The organism is uncultured Parabacteroides sp., assembly GCF_905196875.1.
Lineage (GTDB): Bacteria > Bacteroidota > Bacteroidia > Bacteroidales > Tannerellaceae > Parabacteroides.
This window is the reverse complement of sequence record NZ_CAJJWO010000085.1, coordinates 1-21156: the sequence shown is the minus strand read 5'-3', so window position 1 is coordinate 21156 and position 21156 is coordinate 1. Positions and strand designations below refer to the sequence as shown.

20 protein-coding genes are annotated in these 21156 nt (G+C 39.1%); 17 read left to right on the top strand and 3 right to left on the bottom strand.

The window, feature by feature from the left end; translation table 11 throughout:
- The 16 genes from QZ076_RS19390 to QZ076_RS22030 form a co-directional block, all read left to right on the top strand.
- Positions 1-234: DnaB-like helicase C-terminal domain-containing protein (locus QZ076_RS19390; RefSeq protein ID WP_293716406.1), on the top strand; the 234-nt coding region annotated here is incomplete at its 5' end.
- Positions 235-255: 21 nt separating this feature from the next.
- The gene (locus tag QZ076_RS19385; RefSeq protein WP_293716403.1) at positions 256-1032 is read left to right on the top strand and encodes a sulfotransferase family 2 domain-containing protein; all 777 of its coding nucleotides are present in this window, start codon (positions 256-258) and stop codon (positions 1030-1032) included.
- A complete protein-coding gene (locus QZ076_RS19380) occupies positions 1029-2240 on the top strand; it encodes a CHC2 zinc finger domain-containing protein (protein WP_293716400.1) in 1212 nt (403 codons plus the stop codon). Before QZ076_RS19385 ends, QZ076_RS19380 begins: the two co-directional genes overlap by 4 nt.
- A gap of 13 nt (positions 2241-2253) precedes the next feature.
- Positions 2254-2952, top strand: coding sequence for a hypothetical protein (locus QZ076_RS19375; protein ID WP_293716398.1), 699 nt, complete (start codon positions 2254-2256; stop codon positions 2950-2952).
- A gap of 25 nt (positions 2953-2977) precedes the next feature.
- Entirely contained in the window at positions 2978-4108 is a 1131-nt protein-coding gene (locus QZ076_RS19370; protein ID WP_293716395.1) for a glycosyltransferase, read from the top strand.
- Positions 4109-4127: 19 nt separating this feature from the next.
- Positions 4128-4406 carry an HU family DNA-binding protein gene (locus QZ076_RS19365; protein WP_293716392.1) on the top strand — a complete coding sequence of 93 codons (279 nt, stop codon included), beginning with the start codon at positions 4128-4130 and terminating at the stop codon, positions 4404-4406.
- Positions 4407-4412: 6 nt separating this feature from the next.
- On the top strand, positions 4413-5204 hold the full coding sequence (locus QZ076_RS19360; protein WP_293716389.1) for a polysaccharide biosynthesis/export family protein: 792 nt from the start codon (positions 4413-4415) through the stop codon (positions 5202-5204).
- Positions 5205-5210: 6 nt separating this feature from the next.
- A complete protein-coding gene (locus QZ076_RS19355) occupies positions 5211-7541 on the top strand; it encodes a tyrosine-protein kinase family protein (RefSeq protein WP_293716386.1) in 2331 nt (776 codons plus the stop codon).
- Positions 7480-8322: a glycosyltransferase family 25 protein gene (locus tag QZ076_RS19350; RefSeq protein ID WP_293716383.1), complete on the top strand. Its 843-nt coding sequence runs from the start codon at positions 7480-7482 to the stop codon at positions 8320-8322. The genes QZ076_RS19355 and QZ076_RS19350 overlap by 62 nt, the downstream gene beginning before the upstream one ends.
- Before the next feature lie 14 nt (positions 8323-8336).
- Positions 8337-9500 carry a hypothetical protein gene (locus QZ076_RS19345; RefSeq protein ID WP_293716380.1) on the top strand — a complete coding sequence of 388 codons (1164 nt, stop codon included), beginning with the start codon at positions 8337-8339 and terminating at the stop codon, positions 9498-9500.
- Between the two features lie 2 nt (positions 9501-9502).
- Positions 9503-10639, top strand: coding sequence for a glycosyltransferase family 4 protein (locus QZ076_RS19340; RefSeq protein ID WP_293716377.1), 1137 nt, complete (start codon positions 9503-9505; stop codon positions 10637-10639).
- A 214-nt stretch (positions 10640-10853) separates the two neighbouring features.
- Positions 10854-11189 carry a DapH/DapD/GlmU-related protein gene (locus QZ076_RS19335; protein ID WP_293716408.1) on the top strand — a complete coding sequence of 112 codons (336 nt, stop codon included), beginning with the start codon at positions 10854-10856 and terminating at the stop codon, positions 11187-11189.
- Positions 11183-12088 carry a glycosyltransferase family 2 protein gene (locus QZ076_RS19330; RefSeq protein WP_293716374.1) on the top strand — a complete coding sequence of 302 codons (906 nt, stop codon included), beginning with the start codon at positions 11183-11185 and terminating at the stop codon, positions 12086-12088. The genes QZ076_RS19335 and QZ076_RS19330 overlap by 7 nt, the downstream gene beginning before the upstream one ends.
- Before the next feature lie 25 nt (positions 12089-12113).
- The gene (locus QZ076_RS19325) at positions 12114-13121 is read left to right on the top strand and encodes a glycosyltransferase family 2 protein (RefSeq protein ID WP_293716371.1); all 1008 of its coding nucleotides are present in this window, start codon (positions 12114-12116) and stop codon (positions 13119-13121) included.
- Between the two features lie 6 nt (positions 13122-13127).
- Positions 13128-14183: a glycosyltransferase gene (locus tag QZ076_RS19320; protein ID WP_293716368.1), complete on the top strand. Its 1056-nt coding sequence runs from the start codon at positions 13128-13130 to the stop codon at positions 14181-14183.
- A gap of 179 nt (positions 14184-14362) precedes the next feature.
- Positions 14363-15325: an acyltransferase family protein gene (locus QZ076_RS22030; protein ID WP_365326379.1), complete on the top strand. Its 963-nt coding sequence runs from the start codon at positions 14363-14365 to the stop codon at positions 15323-15325.
- 46 nt (positions 15326-15371) lie between these two features.
- On the opposite strand, the gene QZ076_RS19315 is transcribed toward QZ076_RS22030, so the two are convergent.
- The gene (locus QZ076_RS19315) at positions 15372-16007 is read right to left on the bottom strand and encodes an HAD family phosphatase (protein ID WP_293716365.1); all 636 of its coding nucleotides are present in this window, start codon (positions 16005-16007) and stop codon (positions 15372-15374) included.
- Between the two features lie 191 nt (positions 16008-16198).
- Between QZ076_RS19315 and QZ076_RS19310 the strand changes: the two genes are divergently transcribed.
- The gene (locus QZ076_RS19310; RefSeq protein WP_293716362.1) at positions 16199-17575 is read left to right on the top strand and encodes a DUF1080 domain-containing protein; all 1377 of its coding nucleotides are present in this window, start codon (positions 16199-16201) and stop codon (positions 17573-17575) included.
- Between the two features lie 3 nt (positions 17576-17578).
- On the opposite strand, the gene QZ076_RS19305 is transcribed toward QZ076_RS19310, so the two are convergent.
- Positions 17579-19345 carry a glycosyltransferase family 39 protein gene (locus QZ076_RS19305; protein WP_293716359.1) on the bottom strand — a complete coding sequence of 589 codons (1767 nt, stop codon included), beginning with the start codon at positions 19343-19345 and terminating at the stop codon, positions 17579-17581.
- Between the two features lie 97 nt (positions 19346-19442).
- Positions 19443-20999, bottom strand: coding sequence for a DUF4435 domain-containing protein (locus QZ076_RS19300; protein WP_293716356.1), 1557 nt, complete (start codon positions 20997-20999; stop codon positions 19443-19445).
- Positions 21000-21156 lie beyond the last annotated feature (157 nt).

Here is a 21156-nt window from a genome sequence, read left to right as displayed (position 1 = left end):
GTACTGAGCGACTTGCGCAATTCCGGTGCGATCGAGCAGGTGGCGGATGTGGTGATCTTCGTTTACCGTGCCGAGAAATACAATATTTTTTATGATCCGAAGACAAAGGAAGACCTCCACGGTGTCGGTATGTTACTGCTGGCCAAGAACCGTAACGGGGCTATCGGTATTGCCAAATTCCGGTATAATCCGGCAATGACTTGCCTGACGGATTATGATCCGAGAGTGATTTGAAACAAAATAAAAATTAATACCATGAGAAATGTTAACGAATGCAAACGCGGGGGGGGGGGTAACCCCTTATACCAGAGAAAATTATCAATAAAAAAAGCAGGTGTATATTTGACGCATATATGCTATGTCTATGGATGTATCAGGAAATGGGGCAGATATCCCAGAACGTTTGTGTTTGATAAAAAGAAAGAAGTTATTTATCTGAATAATCCCAAAGTAGCCTGTTCGTCGATAAAGAGGTCGATTGTTGGGGAACAGCCGGATATACACCGGTTGCCGGAACATTCAACGGAAGAACTTAATTCGGAAATGAAACAGTACTATAAATTCACATTCGTACGAAATCCTTATAAGCGTTTGGTTTCCTGTTTCGAGGATAAATGTATTCAGCATCCGGATGATGTCTGTTGGAAGTATTATTTCTTAAGCTGTGTATTTCGGGTATATAACTTTACTCAGTTCGTATGGAGAGTTTGTCTGCTTCCTGATTGTTTGGCCGAACCTCATTTTGCCGGACAATATAGGTTAATATATGATAAGGAAGATAAGTGTTTGGTCGATTTTGTCGGGAAGATAGAAAATATAACAGCTGAATATGGAGCGATATGTGAACGATTTAATTTTCTCCCATTGGAACATACCAACCGGAGTGCTTCAATGACCGGAAAAAACTGGATGGATTATTATACCCCGTTTACGGCATGGCTTGTATATCGTAAATATAAGAAAGATTTTATCACTTTCGGATATGAAGATGAATATAGAAAGTTGAAAACTTATTTGAAAAATAAAAAGTGAGTTTAAAAGATCAAATAATATCTGTAACCTGTCTGGAAGATGTTGTGCAACGCTATCTGCCATTAAGCAGGAACGGTAGTTCGGCAAAAACGATGTTGGGGCTTTGCCCGTTCCACAACGACCGGCATCCATCGTTGTATGTTAATGTGAAAGAGCAATATTACAAATGTTTTGCCTGTGGCGAAAGTGGTGATCTTTTTAAATTCGTTCAGAAAATGGAAGGATGCAGTTTTCGTGAAGCATTGGAAATACTGGCGGAATGGTATGGGGTGTCGGAAACGGACGATTACCGGCTGGCAAAATTTTCTCCGGCAAAGAAGGTGGTGCAGCCGGTATCGGAGGAATTGGTTAGTCAGTTTCATATTGACGGGATACTTCGCAGTTGCCGTATGATATTCGATTTGTTGGAAGAATATCAGCCTGAAGATGAAATGCTGTGTGAAACTTATAAGGCATTTGAGGTAGGTCTGGCTCCTTCTTCGTTGCCTTCCGATTATAAAAATTATTGTAACCGTATCGTCTTTCCTATCCGGAATGAACGGGGAGCATTAGTCGCTTTTGCCGGTCGTTACCGGGGAGAAACCCAAGGAACGGACATTCGTAAATATATCAATTCGCCGACTAGTGCAGTATATAAAAAAAGTAATATCCTGTATGGCTTGTATCAGGCTCGGGAAGCGGTCCGACAACATGGTTTTGTGTATATCACCGAAGGATACAAAGATGTGCTGGCCATGCATGCAGCTGGGTTCCGTAATACGGTAGCTTTGTGCGGAACTGCCCTGACCGAACAGCATGCTGTTTTACTCGGTCGGTATACCGGGTATGTTATTGTGATGCTCGATGGCGACGAGGCCGGGCAAACGAATGCTATAAGATCGGCGCGCCTGTTATCTGGAAAAGGTTTTTCTGTCGGACGGATTGTTCTTGAACCGAAACATGATCCGGATTCCCTGTTTTGTCAGATGGGACGTGAGGCGTTTATTGACTATATGAAGGTTGTAACCCGTTTTAGCCGACTGGAAGTTTATGAAGCTACTTTACTTAGAGGAATAGAGCAGATATTATCCCAATTACGCCTGGCATTGACAGTAGAGGTGCGGAGGGATTTGTTTGCCCGCATGATTCCTTTGCATAAACGGCTGGCTAAAGTCACAGAACTTTTGGCACATTCTCCGATACTGAAAGCGAATTGGTTGTTGAATTAATAAATATATTATTATGATTGTCGATAATGAGCGTAAGGTAATATACCTGCATAATCCGAAATGCGGAGGAACTTTTCTGAGGAACCTTTATATTGAAAAATATGGAAATACTGGAGCTACAAAATGGTGGCAGTATTACACTCATAAATATGGAACGGATCTGGGGCATGTTACTTATAATGATTTGCCGCGTTTTGTTTCGGAATGGGAGGAATACCGGATTACTGTGATGGTACGTAATCCTTATAATCGTTTTTATTCTGCTGTTAAAGAATTTTCACTGCAATTAAAAAATGTGGGAGGGTTTATAAAATATCCGAAACTTATGATGGGTGAGTATGCGGAATCAAATCTTCTTACAAAAATTTATCTGCTTTCGATATGTCCCGGGACATATCGTTTACGGAAGCTTAATACGGCTTCCGTAAACGATATCTGTAATCAGATTCTTTTTAGCTGTTCTGATCTGGATTTTTATTTACGCAATAAGCGAATTCCCTGGCTAAATCCTCAAAGTTATTTTTTAGGAAAGAATGTTGAGGTTTTTCAGTATGAATCGGAAAGTGATTGGATAAAATTACTGGAAATATTTGAATTATCCGAATATCAAAACCGATTGTCGATCGCAAAAGATTATATGATACCTGAAAATATCCGGAGTATGATTAATAAAGTATATCCGGAAGATCAAAGTGTGTTTTTTATGTATTGAATTCTAATATGTAAATGTAGTATAAATGAAAATTATTCATGTAATAAACTCTATGAGTAAGGCAGGTGGAGGGCCTTCGTATACGACTTTATTGACTTTGCGAGGTACAAGAGCTTTAGGTATGGATGTGGAGGTTTTGACAACCCAGCCGGGACCAGGTGAGGATCTCGTGTCGGATGATCCTTTTATTTGTTATTTACCTCGGCCTCGTTTCCTGTATAAACGTTGGGGATATACGAGGGCTATCTCTCGGGAACTGGCTAAAAAGGAAAGAGCAGACATTTATCATATTCAGGGAATATGGTTGTATTCGAGTTATATTGTGGCGCAGTATGCCCGACAACAGGGACGTCCTTATCTGATTACTTTACATGGTACTTTGCATCCGAAGGCTTTAGAACATTCTTCCATAGTAAAGAAAATCTCTTTGTTTTTGTATCAAAGTCGGCAATTACAACAAGCAGCTTGTATCCATACAACATGTATGGAGGAGATGAAATATTATCGGTCGTTGGGATTTACCAATCCGGTTGCAGTTGTTCCTTGTCCGATGGAAATATGTAAAATAGAAAATTCTTTTTCGGAGAAGAAAAAAAAGATAGTTGGATATCTGGGACGTTTACATCCGGTTAAAAGAATCGATCGTTTGCTGGAAGTGTGGAAGCATCTGTGTGAATGCGGAGAGTTATTGATTATGGGGGAAGGAGAACCTGATTATGTCGCTTTTTTGAAGAAAGAGGCGGAGCGTTTACAGTTATCTAATATCCGGTTTGTCGGTTGGGTTTCCGGAACGGAAAAGAATCGTTTGTTAGCCTCATTGACTTGTCTGGTCGTTCCCAGCGATTTCGAAAATTTCGGCATGATTGTTCCGGAGGCCTTGCTTCAGGAAATACCTGTTATTGCATCGACTGCCTCCCCTTGGCAGGATTTGGAAACTTATCGGTGTGGTTGGTGGGTAAATAATGATGTCGATAGCTTAACCATAGCAGTAAGGAAAGCTTTATCTCTGGATGAAGAAGAGTTACTGGCGATGGGAAAACGGGGGCGTCAGTTGGTATTGGATAAATATTCGGTTGATGTCGTATCCCGACAGATGAAACAGTTGTATGACTGGATTGTCGGGCAGGCTGACAAACCTGAATTTGTGTATGAATAAAAAACAAATATCTATCATTATGAATAAAATTGAATTAGCAAAAGAGATTGCATTCCGTATGGCGTTGCCGGTTACGGAAACCTTACGTTTTATAGATACCATGAACGAAGTTATCAGTGACTCGATAACGCGGGAAGAATCTGTTTTAATACAAAATTTCGGTCATTATATGCCTTGGGAACAGGCTGAACGTATGGGGCGTAATCCAAGGACCGGTCAGGAATGTATGATACGGAAACGCGTTAGCGTGAAATTCAAACCGGGAAAAGGATTAATAGGAAAAATAAATGAGAAATAGTTGAATATGAAAGATGTTGAAAGGCTGTTTGGAAGTGTGATTTTGATCTGTATATTGTTTTCTTGTGGCTCAGTGAAGGATATTGCTTACTTGCAGGGGGAGGAGTTACTGAAAAAAACGGCAATAATTGATACGTCCAGTCTGAAAATACAGAAAGACGATTTGCTGGATATTACGATTAGCAGCGTGGATCCTGAGTTACTACGTCCTTTTCTACAATATGGAAGTGGAATCGATGGTGGTGGAAATAATTATGGATATTCCGGCGGGAATAATAATAAGGGGTATTTGGTGGAAGCAGACGGTACGATCAACTTTCCATTGCTGGGGCAGGTAAAAGTGGCCGGTTTGACTCGTCGGCAAGTGACGGATTTGATCCAGGATAGGTTGGAAAAGGATGGATATATAAAAGAACCTATCGTAATGGTCCGTTTTCTTAATTTCCGTGTGTCGATACTAGGCGAAGTGAATCGACCGGGTACTTATAATATTTCTTCCGAGCGTATAACATTGTTTGAGGCTCTCAGTATGGCCGGCGATTTAACTATTCATGGACGTCGTGACCGGGTGGCAGTTGTTCGGGAAATGGAAGGTGTGCGTACCATCTTGTATCATGATCTGCGTTCAAGGGATATTTTCCAGTCGCCTGACTATTACCTGCAGCAGAATGATATGGTTTATGTGGAACCTAACCATGCCAAAGCGGAGGCAAGCACACAAAATCAGTTTACAAGTGCCGGAACCTGGATATCGATTGCTTCTCTCTTGAGTACTATAAGCATTATACTTTTTAAATAAAAAGAGATGGAAGAACAAACTCCTTATACCGAAAAATTCAGTCCGATCAATGAATTTAATCTCCGTACTGTTTTAGACGTATTTATAACAAAATGGTATTGGTTTGCTTTGTCTGTTTTTCTCTGTATGACGGGGGGCTACATCTATAAGATAGCTGTCCCGGTCGTTTACGAACGGGAAGCCGTAGTCCAGCTGAAAAACAAAGTGAGATCAGAGGAAGCCTTTAGTGAAAAACAGATGTTTGAAGACAGCGAGAATAATAATATCAATGGAGAAATATTGATATTCAAATCTCGTGTATTGATGGGGAAAGTTATCCGGGAATTAGGATTGGAAATTGGTTATTCTGTGGATGAAGGTCTGAAAAGTAAAGATTTGTATACGGATATGCCTTTGAAAATCAGCTTTCCCGATTCGATTTTTACTCAACCGGCTTCCTTCTTTATTATTCCTGTAGCAACTGATCGTTTCAGGATAAAAGGTTTGGAGGACGATCCGGATGGTGCGATGGAATACTCTTTCGGCACACAGCTGGACACTCCGCTGGGACGGATGATAGTAAACCGTACTTCTTTTTTCAGTGATGAATGGCTGGATGTTTCTGTACAGGTATTTTGCCGGGATTATGAATCGCTTATATCTTCCCAATTAGGACAGTTGGAGGTGATACGTTCTGTCAATGATGCCAATTTATTGACATTGACCTATCTGGATACGGATCCGAAACGGGGAGACGATATCCTGAATACGTTGATACGCATGTATGTCGACGAATCGATGAAAGATAAAAAACAGATCATACGGAATACGGCTGTTTTTATTGATGAGCGTTTGAATCTGATCAATGAAGAATTGGGAAATGTTGAGAGTAGTATTGAAGAATACAGAAAACAGAACCAATCGGCGGATTTTAATATTGAAGCAAAAATTTCGTTGGAAAACCGAAATCGATATGATTGGGAAGTAACAGACTTGAGCAATCAAAGGGAACTGATCGAATTGGTCCAACAGTATTTACACGATCCGTTAAAAAAAGAATCTCTACTGCCTGCCAACACCGGCCTTTTGAGCCCCTGGATAGCGGCATTGATTGACAAATATAATGCCATACTACTGGAACGGGATAGACTGATGGAAAACGGAGGCGATAATAGTCCGGTTGTCAGAGCCCGGAATAACGAGGTAGCATCCTTACGCCAGGCTGTCATCCAGAGCTTAAGAAACACAAAAAATGAGATCAGTTCGAAACTGGAATATGCCAGACGGATGCAAATGTTGGAAGCCGGTAAGATCAGCGGTATTCCGACGCAGCAGAAATATGTACTCTCGGTAGAACGGCAGCAGAAAATAAAAGAAGAGTTGTTTCTCTATTTATTGAATAAGCGGGAAGAGAATGCGTTGACATCTGCCACCTCCGAGAGTAATCTTCGTATAGTGGATCCCGCTTACGGAGTAGGGGTAGCTGGTACTAACTTTCTGGTGATCTTATTGGTGGCATTATTAGCCGGTTTGGCTGTACCGGGCTTGTTTTTCTATCTGGGTCCAATGCTGAATGTCACTGTGCGGGGCCGGAAAGATATTGAAGATAGTTTGACTATTCCGTTTCTGGGAGAAATACCGCATAACCGGAAAAAAGAAGAAATGGTGGTCGGAAAACAACAGAGAGATGGGGTTTCCGAGGCATTTCGGATTGTAAGGAGTAATATGGATTTCATGTTGGATAAACAGAACAAATCACAGGTCTTGATGTTGACTTCATTTAATCCGGCTTCCGGTAAATCGTTTATATCCTATAATCTGGCAGCCTCTTTAGTATTGGCCGGGAAACGGACTATTTTGCTGGAAATGGATATCCGAAAAGGTTCGAAGAAAGATAAGAATGGCAATATATTACAAGGACTGACTAATTATTTATCAGGAAAGGTAACAGATCTGACACAATTAATACATCCCCATACAGAATTTGAAGGACTGGATGTGATTACTTCCGGACCTATTCCTCCTAATCCTGCCGAATTGTTGTTAGGGGAGTCTTTGGATAAATTGATCGAGCAGTTGAGAAACCGATATGACTATATCATTATCGATACGGTTCCTTATGGTATGGTGGCTGATGCGCAGATTATCAGCCGGATTGCTGATCTGTGTATTTATGTAATACGTGAAGGTTTGATGGATCGTCGACGGTTGTCGGATGTGGAAAGCCTGTATACCGGTGGTAAATTACCGCATATGTCTGTTTTGCTGAATGATGCTCGTTATAAACATGCCGGTTATGGTTATGGATATGGATATTATGGTTATGGATATGGAGGTAATTATTACGGATATCAATAAATCGAGTATGAAGATAAAAACATATGTGATCAACCTGAAAGACTCGGTTGATCGTAGAGAGGCTGTATTGGCAGAAACAGCCAACCATTCCATATTGGATATCGAGTTGGTGAAGGCTGTAGATGGGAGGGATATGTCATCGAAGGAAATAAAAGAATGTTTTGATGTGGATAAATTCATAAACCGATATTACCGTACTCCGAGGGGAGGAGAAATCGGTTGTACGTTAAGTCATAGGCTGTGTTACCGGAAATTACTGGAATCAGAGGAAGAGTTTGCTTTGATTCTTGAAGATGATGTGACTTTTATTTATCCCGCAGATGTTGAAAATCTCTTGGCAAAGATATTGTATAATTATCAGGATAATAAACCTTACTTTATTACTCTGGCTATGCATTTTCTTTATTATCCTAAAAAATACCGCCAATTAGGAGAATATACATTTTATAAAATTTATAATGCGTATGGTACTTGTGCTTACCTCATTAATCGTGAGGGGGCAAAACGATTACTGTCGACACCTCTTCCTTTTACTTTGGCAGATGATTATCCCTTTATGCGGAGCAAAAAAGTACAGTTGGAAGGGGTATATCCAACATTTGCAGTTGGAGCATCGACAAAAAACGTTATAACAACTGAAATCCAACAGATGTCTGTTATCTGTCACAAAAAGTCATTCTCTCAATATTTATATAAATATTACAGAGCCTTATGTCTTAGATTATTATTAATACCGGGTAAACTGTCTATTCGATATAACCGGTATGGTGTTAACGAATAATTTTCTTCAATAATATGAGAAAAAGAGTAGTGCTGATCAATAAATACGGTGCTCTCCATCCTTCCGCCACGGGGCGCCCTGTCCGTAAGTTAGCCGATTTTTTGTGGGAAAACGATATCGATGTGATTGTATTGTCTATACGTGCTCCCTATAAAGGACAGATTTCTTCCACACATGAAATATTGCCTTATCGGACGATTGAATTGGCTGATTTATATAGTGGTACGAACAAATATCTTCGTCTTTTGGGAAATTTGGCGGATGGTTTTCGCTTGATAATCTGTTCCATGTTTTTACCACGCCATCAGATGAAAATCGTATTGACCGATCCTTCTCTGATAAATGTCTGGGCTATTTTGTTTCGGCCTTTTTTCAGGAGTCAATTGGCTTTTTGGACAATGGATTTGTATCCGGAAGCATTTGTCTCGGCAGGTTTGGTGTCGTGTAAAAATCCGATTTACCGGATGATAACGTCTTTAGTTTATCATCATGTCCCTGATTTTTTAATCACATTGGGCGAGCAGCAATATCGTTATCTATGCCGGCAATATAATAAATCTTCTATTCCCCATATAGTGTTACCCTGTGGGATATGTTCAATAGAGAGAGCAGATATCCCTTTTTGGCGAAAAAATAATCAGGATAAGATCGTTTTTTGTTACGCTGGGAATATAGGAGAAGCACATAATGATGTATTTCTTTTGGAATTAATCAGGCAGTTAAATCCTGAAAAACATTTGTTTTTACTTCGTTTATATGGGGCAAAAGCACAACAAATCCTGAAAGAGGCTAGCATGTCTAAATCGGTAATTGTACTTGATTATATTACTCCGGCAGAATTACAGTTTGTAGATATATGTGTGGCATCTTTACTCCCTTCCTGGAATCATGTTTGTGTACCTTCGAAAGTGGTTAGTGCGATCTGTTCCGGTATACCTGTTTTATATAATGCAAATGAGGAATCGGAAGGTGCTTATATGTTTAGTGATGCGATTTGGTTGGTTTCAGATTCTGCAAATATAAAAGAAAATATAGCCGTTTTTCTGGGAAATCTTTCTGATGAAGATATTGTGCTTAAAAAGAAAGCAGCCGGAAAATATACTCAAAGTCTCTTGATAATGGAGAATGATAATCTATCCGTTTTGTTGGAAATAACTAAGATAAACAAAAACAAATGAATATGAAAATAACAATAATAACCTCTCCTTTCGGATATGTACCTCCTATAGGTATTGGTGCAGTAGAGAAAATCTGGTACGACCTGTCGATAGAATTTGTAAAAAGGAGGAATCTGGTAAATATTATATCAAAACGACCAGTATGTAAAGAATGTACTAGTAATCTGTTGGATGAAAATGGAATAAATAATATTTATATTAAAGGTTATAAAAGAAAAAGTTCCGTGTATTTTGATCTGATATTTGATTTTCTATATTCAGTTAATTCTCTTATGAAAATTGATAAAACAGATATATTAGTAATGAATACTTTCTGGACTCCTTTCTTATGTAGATTCTTTAAAAATAAGTATAAGGTTTCAATCTATAATGTGGCTCGTTTTCCCAAGAATCAATTTAAATATTTGTCTAATATCGATAAATTAGTGGCATGTGGTTCGATGATTGGCGAAACAGTGATGAAACAAGCTCCACGACTACAAAATGTATGCGTAATAAATAATCCCGTAAATCAGGATATTTATAATTATACATCTATTGGAGATATAGAAGATACTGTACATGTGGTTTATACAGGACGATTACATCCAGAAAAAGGGTTGTTGAACCTGGTAAAAGCCCTTTCTTTATTATCGGTTGAGAGAAAGATAAAATTATCTTTAATTGGAACAAATGATATACGGAGAGGTGGCGGAGGAAAAGAATATTGTAATGAATTAAAAAAGCATGTAAAGAACTTTGAGTTGGATTTTGTAGGAGAGATATCTGATCCGATTTTATTAGCTCAATATATGCGGACTGCACATATATATTGTTATCCTCCGCTTCCGACGACAGGTGATGCGATGCCTTGTGCTCCTTTGGAAGCTATGGCGTTGGGATTACCAGTTATTGTATCGGATATCCCCTGTTTCGATGATTATGTGTTTCATGAAAAGAATGGCATAAGATTTAATGTAAAAGAAAATGCCGTTGAGAATTTAAAAGCTGCGTTGGCTGATCTGATAGAAAATGGTTCCAAGCGTCGTAAATTAGGTTTATATGCAGCGGAAACAGCCAAGCAATTTTCTTGTCCTTGTATAGCAGATCGTTTCTTGAACTTGTTTATGACATTGTGTGATGGGAAAGGTTTGGCTTAAAATTGGGTTTCAAAAGGATTCAGCTACTACTTCTTGGTCTGTAAAAGAGGCATTGGGAATACGCCTATGGTATTTTACCTGGTTGTTATTGTGTCGTTGGACTCCGAAAAAACTAAATTTCTGGAGGCTTTTTTGGCTTCGGATATTTGGGGCAAAAGTAAAAAAGGTTTTTATTTTTCCTTCAGCTCGTATATATGTCCCTTGGCTTTTGGAAATGAAAGAAGGGGCTTGTCTTGGTCCTCACTCTGAAGTCTATAATTTAGGTCCTGTCTGCTTCGGTGAAAATTCCGTTTTATCCCAGTATTCTTATATCTGTAATGGTACGCATGACTTGTCAACGTTAAGACTTCCTTTGATGGTAGGTCGAATAGATATTGAGCCTTATGTTTTTATTGGAGCCAAAGCATTGATATTGCCTGGTCTTAGTATTAGAGAAGGTGCTGTTGTCGGTGCAGGAAGTGTGGTTACCAAAGATGTGGAGGCATGGACTATTGTCGGAGGAAATCCGGCTAAGTATATAAGGAAACGAATAATGAATGAGATATGCTAGATTTGTCAGTGATTATTTTGACCTATAATGAAGAAATTCATATTCGTCGTTGTTTGGAAAATCTAAAGGATTTGGCGCTGGATATCTATGTAATAGATTCTTTTTCAACGGATCGTACGTTGGATATAGCGAAGGAGTATGGTGCGATGATCTTGCAAAATAAGTGGGAGAATAATTATGCAAAACAATTTAACTGGGCATTGAGACATGCTCCGGTTAGAACGAAATGGGTACTTCGATTGGATGCGGATGAGTATTTACTACCCGCATTGATAAAGGAGTTATTAGAGAAAGTTTCATTTTTACCGGATAATATTTCTGGCATTGTTTTTAAACGACGTCATTACTTTTTGGGAAAATGGATGAAACGAGGGATTTATCCCGTTTATTTGCTTCGTATGTTTCGCTATGGTAAAGCTATTTGTGAACAGCGACTGATGGACGAACATATTCAATTACTGGATGGAATAACTGTTAATTTTGAAGGGGATTTTGTTGATCATAATTTGAATAATCTTTCATGGTTCTGTAATAAACATGTAAGTTATGCCGTTCGTGAGGCAGCCGACCTATTGGATATCGAGTTGGATTTATATGGTGCATCGCAATTTGATGATCAGAAAATTTTAACGGTTCAGGCAATGGAAAAGAGACGAATAAAACATCGTTATGTGCATATGCCTCTTTTCTGGCGATCTTTTTTTTATTTCTTTTATCGTTATTTCCTTAAAGGTGGGTTTCTGGATGGAAAAGAAGGGTTTTTATGGCACTTTCTGCAAGGATGGTGGTATAGAACCTTAGTTGATGCTAAGGTCTTTGAAATCAAAAAGGCTTGCGGAATGGATAAAGATAAAATCAGGAGGTATTTGAGTGAGGTTTATAATTGTAGACCAAAGTGATTTTATAATAGAAATTTGTAAAAACATGGATATAAAAGTATCAATTATTATTCCGGTGTATAATGTTGCTGCCTATCTGGATACCTGTTTGATGTCTTGTATCAATCAGACCTTCAGGGATATAGAGATTATTGTTGTTAATGACGGATCGCGAGATGAATCATCTCAGCTTATTGCAGCATATGCTGCAATGGATAATCGTATTAAAATAATTACAAAAGAGAATCAGGGACTGATTTATGCACGTAAATCGGGATTGGATGTGGCCAGAGGTGAATATGTATTTCATTTGGATGGAGATGACTATCTGGAGATAAATGCAATAGAAGAACTTTACAATGGAGTTCTAAAAAGTGGAGCAGATTATGTGATAGGCAATTATTATGTTAATTGTGGAAATGATAAATATGAAGTAAGGAATGACAATAGTATGAATGGTTTGTCAGGCCAGGATTTATTATTGAATATGCTTTGTAAAGGTTGGAAAAGAATATGGGGAGTATTGATTCGTAAATCGATGTTTGACAATTTAATTTACTATCCTGTATTTATGGGTGAAGACTTATTTTTTAATATGCAAATAGTATTAAAGGTGAAAAATGCTATTGTAGTTGATATGTGTCTTTATAATTATGTAAATCGTTCATCTTCGGTAACCAATCAGAAGCAACAAGAAATGTCATGGATACATAATATGACAATGGTAAAAGCAATATTTTATCTTTTAGACTTTTATCCTTATAATCAACAAATTCGTAATAGAGTATATTTGATGTTTTTCCCTTTCTATTTACATTGTATAAGTCGAAAAAGGGCGGATGTTACAAATATTTTGTATGATTGTTATTGGAGTAAAAAAGAAGTAATGAATTTTTTATGGCGTAAAAGAAAAGATTTCTATTTAATTGTAAGTACATTTTTTCGATATCCTTTTCTCTGTTATCTGATGGCGAATATCTACTTTCAAACACAGTCTTTAAAGCGTAATTGTGGAAAGATTATTTTTCAATGTAAGAATAGGTGTAAGTTTTAGAAATATATGATTGGGGAAAATATAAATAGTATAGAGGATCGAATACCTGTTTTTTCAGTAATTATTCCGGTGTATAATACAGAGAAATTCCTGTATAAGTGCATTGATAGTTTATTGGATCAGTCTTATACTGATTTTGAATTAATATTAGTTGATGATGGGGCGACAGATCGTAGTGGTAAAATATGCGATGAATATGCAGAAAAAGATTTACGTATAAAAGTGTTTCATACCTGTAATCAGGGTGTCTCTATGGCAAGAAATCTTGGATTGTCTGTTGCCCGAGGAAAATATGTTCATTTTGTTGATTCTGATGATTGGGTAACATCTGATTATTTGGAAAAATATCTAGATGCTCGTAAAGACTCTGATTATGATGTAGTCTATATGGAAATGCTTCGGATATCAGAGAATGGATATTCTGAGGTTATATCTCTGAAAAATTTTTCCGGAGAAAGTAATGAGGCGGTATCAGAGGCATTAACTTATTTATTAGATTGTGGAGAATTTGGTTTTACATGCAATAAATCATTTAAAAGAGATATTATTATATCAAATCTACTTTCTTTTTGTAAGGATTTAAGAAAATATGAAGATGCTATTTTTACTTCGATGTATTGTCTGCATATTCACTCCATTAGATTAATTCCTTCTGCTGTGTATTATTATCGTTCAGTAGCAACATCCTTGATACGATCGGAATTGGATTATGAAACTTATCATTTAACGACTCGTAAAGGATGTCGGGCTTTGGAAATGTTGGCAAAGAAATGGCAATCTGACTCTTTGTATCAAGCGGTTGGTGTTTTTTGTCAAAAATGGGAACAATGGGCAATATTATTAATGTATTTATCCCGGGAAAAAATATCAAAAAAAGATCGATTAAACTATTTAAAGGAATTTCAATATCGATTTATATTACCGCTGCCTAATGTAACTCAGGTAGAAGGTATCTATAAATTTGCAATATTAGGTATGTATTTTAAAAATGATAAGATTGTCGATCTTTACTTTTGCTTGATAGGATTTCTGAATCGGTTAAGACGAAATTTGTTTAAATAAATGTAGATGCGAAAGCTTGTGAAATTGACCAGGTTTCTGAAGTAGATAAAGCGTTTTTAAGTAAATTCTATAAGTGTAAGCTTATGAATAAGAAAGGATATTCCTCTTTTTTTCTTATATTTGTTTTAATTATGTGCATATTGGAAAATTGAGTATGGGGATTATTTAAAGAACTAGAAATGGAAAAACGTCTTATTGAATTAGATTATTTGAAGGGTATATTGATCTTATTAATGGTGTTATTTCATCTACAATACATAAATGATGTATATCCTTATTTGAGTAAATTTGTTTATACTTTTCATATGTCAGGTTTTCTGATAATATCTGGTTTTCTCACGAATATAAATAAACCATTAAATAAGTTTTCCAAAAGTATATTTAAAATACTTGTTCCATATATAATTTTTGAATCAATTTATGTGATAATGATATTCTTATTTTCGTTTATTATCCCTTCATCAAATAAATTATATTCATTGAATATTTTTGATTATTTGAATATAATTTGTTGTCATCCTATCGGGACATATTGGTATTTGCATACACTTGTTTTTTGTATGATAATGTATTATTTTGTATGTAGAATAATTAAACTGAAAAATTTCTCTGCATTGGTCGTTTTGGTTGCAATTTTTTATTTAATAACTTATTTCACGAGTATTTCTTTTTCAAATACTATTTATTTTTTAATTGGTATTTCTATTCTTTTAAGTAATAACAGGTTTACTGATATAATTCAACCTTCTTTGTGGAGTGTCTTGCCGTTAATTATATTATCCTCTTCGATAACTAATTTAGACAGGGGCTCTTTGTCGGGGATTATAATAACTATATTAGTATTGAGTTTTTTACTGTTTGTTTTTGGTTACTTGTCGAACTATGCAAAAAGAATATTTGTTTATTTAGGCCGTAATTCCTTATGTATTGTTGTGTTCTCACCTATTTTTACATTGCCTACGAAATTTGTTATTCCATATTTTGCATTTGATAATACCGCTATTCTATTTGGTATATTGTCTCTTGTATTCGTCGTCGGATCTTGTTTGCTAGGGATGAAACTTATGGATGCTTTACGTTTAAGTAGATTTGTTTTTTGTAAAGAAAAATGTTATGTTAAGTTTAGTGATGTCGTAGTGTGAGATAAAAAGAACCGGGTGTCAGACTATTTTTGACACCCGGTTCTTTTTACCACTTCAAATAATCCTCGAAAGTCGTCTTTTCAAAGTTCGGTATCACTTTATATACTTTATCTCTGAGCGTTTCTTCCGGATTGGTAGTGCTTAATCCGATTACCCGCATGCCTGCTGCTGTTCCGGCTTGTATGCCGGCAAAGGAGTCTTCGAATACGATGCAGTCGGCTGGAGAGACGTTCAGGTCGTTTGCTGCCAGCAGATAACACATCGGATCGGGTTTGCCTTTTGTGATACGGTCGGCTGTTACGACCGTGTCGAATAAGTTGTCCAGATTATGTAATTTGAATGCACGTGCAACCTTTGAATCATCGGAGCTGGTGACTAGGCCTATCTGCACACTGTTCTTTTTCAGCAAGTGCAGGAATTCAAGGGAGCCGGGCATAGCCGGTAGCGGCATTGTACTTTCGTATTCGGTCGATTCTTTTATTACCATCTGACGGAATTCTTCCGGACGATCGGAAAAATACTTGTCCATTATATAGGGGAGGGTAGTGCCTTTAATCACAGCGGCGAAGTTGTCGATACCTGTTCCGTAGCGGACGCCTGCTTCATTCCAGAAAATATCATAAATTGGTTCAGTGTCGACTATCACACCGTCAAAGTCAAAGAGAGCCGTTTTTAGTTTCATAGAAATACCTTTATTGATTACATTTTGCATACAAAGATACACCTATTTCTTTGATAAGGATTCCTTTTTATTAAAATAGCTATGCATTTGCTGGTACATTATAAATTAATTTCTATATTTGTGCTCGTACACACTAGTGTCCGTATACCGGAAAAACATTTACTTACTTATAATACTAAAAGGAAAACAGAATGAAAGCAACTTTGAAATTGGCAGCCTTATCTCTTGTGCTGCTTTGTTCCTGTCAGTCGAATGACGGTTGGCAACAGTTATTCAATGGTAAAGATCTTACCGGTTTCAAACAGTTAAATGGAGAAGTTCCTTATCGGGTGGAGGATGGTTGTCTGGTAGGAACTTCGGTAACGGGGCAGCCGAATAGTTTTATGGCTACCGAACAGGAATATGGTGATTTTATCCTGGAGTTTGAAGCCTTATGCGATCCTTCTTTGAATTCGGGAGTACAGTTCCGCAGCGAGAGCCGCCCGGACTATCAGAACGGACGTGTGCATGGTTACCAGTGTGAAATGGACCCGTCAGACAGAGCCTGGAGCGGTGGTGTGTATGATGAGGCGCGTCGTGGCTGGCTTGTGACATTGGTCGATAACAAACCGGGGCAGGCTGCTTACAAAAAGACAGACTGGAACAAATATCGTATCGAAGCGATCGGCAATAATATCCGTATCTGGCTGAATGGTGTCAATACGGCTAACTTGTATGATGACGAAACGGCTAAAGGCTTTATTGCTTTTCAGGTACATGGTATCGGTAAGAATACGGAACTGGAAGGAAAAGAGATCAAATGGCGTAATATACGTATCAAAACGGAAAACCTGGAAGCGGAGCGTATGCAGGGTACTTTAGTTCCGGAAGTGAACCGTATTCCCAATTACCTGACAGATGCAGAAAAAGCGGATGGCTGGAATTTGATGTTCGATGGAAAAACAACCGAAGGATGGCGTGGAGCTCATAAAGAGGCTTTCCCGGATCATGGTTGGAAAGTGGAAGACGGACAACTGATCGTATTGAAGTCGGGTGGCGCAGAGTCTACCAACGGCGGTGATATTGTTTCCGATAAAGAATATGCAGCTTTTGAGTTGAGTGTGGAATTTAAAATTACACCGGGGGCTAACAGTGGTATCAAGTATTTCGTAACGGAGGCTGAAAAACAGAGTGGGTCGGCTTACGGTCTGGAATACCAGATATTGGACGATCAGCTTCATCCGGATGCCAAGTTATATACAACTATCCCCGGTAGCCGTACACTGGCGAGCCTTTATGATATGATGCCGGCACAGAATAAACGTTTCAACGGTGTTGGAAACTGGAATCAGGCAGTTTTGAAAGTATTCCCCAATAATCATGTAGAACATTGGTTGAACGGATTTAAAACACTGGAATACGAACGTGGCTCGGATGCTTTCCGTGAGTTAGTGAAAGGTAGTAAATATGCTGCCCCGTCATATAACGAGGCAGGGCGTTTCGGGGAAGCTCCCGAGGGACATATCCTGTTGCAGGATCATGGCGATGAGGTTGCTTTCCGCAGTATAAAGATTAAAGAGCTTAAATAAGCTTTATTTCTCGCGTGCGAAACTACATAAAAGAATCGGACGTCGCATTTCTTGAATGATATAATCAGAGGAGGTCAATATACTGAATGTGTATTGGCCTTCGTAATTTTTAATCACTGTCTCCAGATCACTGGGGGTAGCAAAGAAAAATCCTCCTTCCGGCATTTCCTGTTCGAAGTTATGGAAACGGTTTCCAAGATAGAAATTCAGTCCGTACAGGTTCCTGTAAATCCTGAGATTGTTCATTACGAACATGTTATTTTCGTTCAACGGATATTCTTTCATTACCCTTTCTGCGAATGGACGTGCAGAACCATTCTGACGGATACCGCGCATAATAACGCCGTCGATCAATAGATTGATCGTGAAGCTCAATGCTATGGTGGCATACAAGATTTTGATGTTTATCTTTTTGAACATCTGGTAAAGTACTGTCATCAGGGCCAACAGGACGATAATAACAATGCAGATCGTCAGGCCGTTGCAATAAGAAAACATATTCGATACGGCTTCAACCTGCGACAAGGTAGCAGCACGGTCTGTATATTGCGATACGATAGTTACTGGATCGATGACTCCTATCATTGTCAATCCGATAGCAATCAGAACAACAGTTGTAATAGAGGCCAGGAATGCAGCAAATATACGGGTAACCTTTGTCCTGTATTCGGTAATGTAAATTGCATATTGTGCCAGAAATATCGCGATAAACGGATAAGCGGGCATCAGGTATACACTTCTCTTGCTGGAAGGGATGCTATAGAAAAAGATGATACAAACCAAAGCTACCAGGCTGAATAGCTTTTCTTTCTCCATAGAAAGAATGCGGTTCCAGTTATCTTTCAGGATCTCTTTGAAAGACTGGTTGGATTTTTGCCATTTCAGCCCGAAGAGAGAGAAGAAAAAGAAGATCGTCCAGGGAATAAATCCGGCAGCCAGAGTCATAAAATTGTACCACGCACCATTTTCATGTCCCAGGTCATAACTGATCTCCGGAGTGTCGAGGTGGAAAAAGCGTCCGAAGTTCTCTGCCAGTACGACATCCAGGAAATGATCTCCTCCCTGTTTCCAGGCTGCGATATACCACAGTAAAGGTAAAAATAAGGAAGAGACACCGATATAGAGGAGCGATTTAAAAATAGTCAGTAAACTATATTTGCGAAGCATCAATAGATAAGCACCGAACACAAACAGAGGAAGGATAACGCCGACAGGCCCTTTGGTCAATACGGCACATCCCAGTAATATAGGAATTATGATCGGTAAGCCTTTCAATTCCAACCGATCCTCCCAACGGAACAACTGATAGAGACCGATCACGATGAAAGTGGTCAGAAGCATATCGACCCGGGTGGTCATGGCCGCCCGATGTATCTCTATACAGGTAAGTAATAGGAGAGTGGCTATGAAAGCCTGTTGAAATTTAATCCTTCGTCCGAAAAAGACCAGTGTACATCCCATCAGACAGATAAAAGCCAGTGCAGACGGCAGGCGGGCGGTAAACTCCGATACATATCCTTGCGGGTAGGAAAAAGCAGCCATCAGCCAGTGTGCCATAGGAGGTTTGTAAGCAAACTCGTTGGCATAGACCTGGGGCAACACCCAATTTCCTGATTCCAACATGGATATAGCAACTGATGCTTCACGTGGTTCTCCTTTAGTGGAGAAATCCCCCAGACCGATCCAGGGAAGTACGGAGATTATACAGATGATGATAACCATTGTTACCGGCTTTTGCAGGTAGAGGTATTGTAGTGTCGGTGTACGCATATTCTTTTTGTAAAAGGACTATCCCAGTTAATGTCGATAATTTTAATGTGCAAAAGAACGATTTTTTACGGACTTTTCCTGCATTTTTGATAACTTTTTATGTCCCTAAAGATTCTTTGATGGATGAACGGATGATTTCCGCATCCTCTTTATTTTCTTTCAATATAGAGAGTATCAGGTTCAGATAACTTTCTTTGTTGCTGATACCGCAAATGTTACACAGGCGACTTTGCGGAAGCATGCCTTTCTGATTATATACCCGGAGGATATTTTTGTAGTCGCTTGTCTCGACGTATTGAATAAATTTATCTTTTATTCCGCTGTAAATCTCATCTACGTGAACGTTGAAACGAATACTTTCCACGTGTTCGGTCAGTTGTTCGACCGTGGTGATTTTCCGGTCTACTGTCGTTTCGAGCTTTTTGCGTACACGGTGTTTGGCATGGAGAATCACCTGGCTTTCCAGATCTTTCTCGAACAGTTTGACTACATTCTCTTTTACCTGCTCGAATACTTGTTCGGGATCTCTCATCAGGCGACTGGCAACGGTTTTAATGACTGGCTCGAGCATTAGCAGATTTTCTACTTCGGCTACATCGGGAACGAAAATATGTTGCTCGCGCAGATAATCGATCTCTCCCCCGGTACGACGGTCGCGGTCGACGATCCCCATCGATTCCAGCGTATGGAAATCCTGTAGCTGACGGAAGGCCTTCGTCGTTTCGATCACTTTCTGGCAACCGCCCATCGGCTTGACCATATAATCGGGGAAGATAAGCGGGTAGAGGCGGTTGTCGATACTGTTTGAATCGGTGCCTTCGATGAACAGGATCGGTTTACGGCTTCCCAGGATATCTATGTAGACTTCTTCGGGAAGGCTGTCGTTGCTTTCTATCAGCTGGTAATCCCAGACGTGGGTATCGGCATTGTAATCTCTGATCCAGATCCGTTTACCTTGCGGACGTGAGGTGGCAAAGTCGATATCGTGTGTGAGATATACGTAGGTGCAATCGGGGCGCATGGCTTCGATCTCGTCCCAGAGAAGGTTTTTGATGGAGTTGTGAAGGAGTATTTCCGGTTCTTCGATCACCAGCAGTTCGTTCGGGGTGGCACAAAGTACGGCTCCGATCAGGTAGAAGACGATCTTTTCGCCGTCGCTCATTCTTTCGGCTGTATATGAATTGCCGTCACGGCTGGTGGAAGCCAGTTCGATAAATCCAGACTTGCGCACCAGGCGGTTGTGGGGAAACATTTTTTCCCAGATGGCCTGGATGCGGTCTATTTTGGTGACAGGTGGTTGCAGGTCCGGATTGAGCTTACAGGCCTCCTTGTAGTTTACGGCCGCTTCGAATTCTTCGCTTTGCAGGCGCAGGATCAGTTTTTCGTATTCCGAAAGACGAGGCATAAAAATGCGTTCTGCGATCATCGACTGAAGACGGCTAAGTTCGTTGCCTTCGACAGGAACAGGTTCTTCGCTGCTGATAAATAACGAATGCATACCGGATATCTTTTTACTGTTATCGGCATAACGTTCCAGCAAGTCCCTACCAAACGAACTTTTGCCGGCGCCATTCGCTCCGATCACAACGAGTACCTTCGTGTCGAGTACGGTCGGTTCGGTAGCATTCAACTGGGTTGGGAGAGTGAGTTCCATACAAGTCTGATTTGTTTCACTCCCAAAGGTAAGGAATTCACTTTAAATCGGCTAGTGTTCCTTTGCTTTCTTTTGTTAAGAGGAGGATTACAGCAAATAGAAAGGGTTGCATGTTATTAATTGCAACCCTTTCTATTTGTTTAATTAGCGAAGTGAT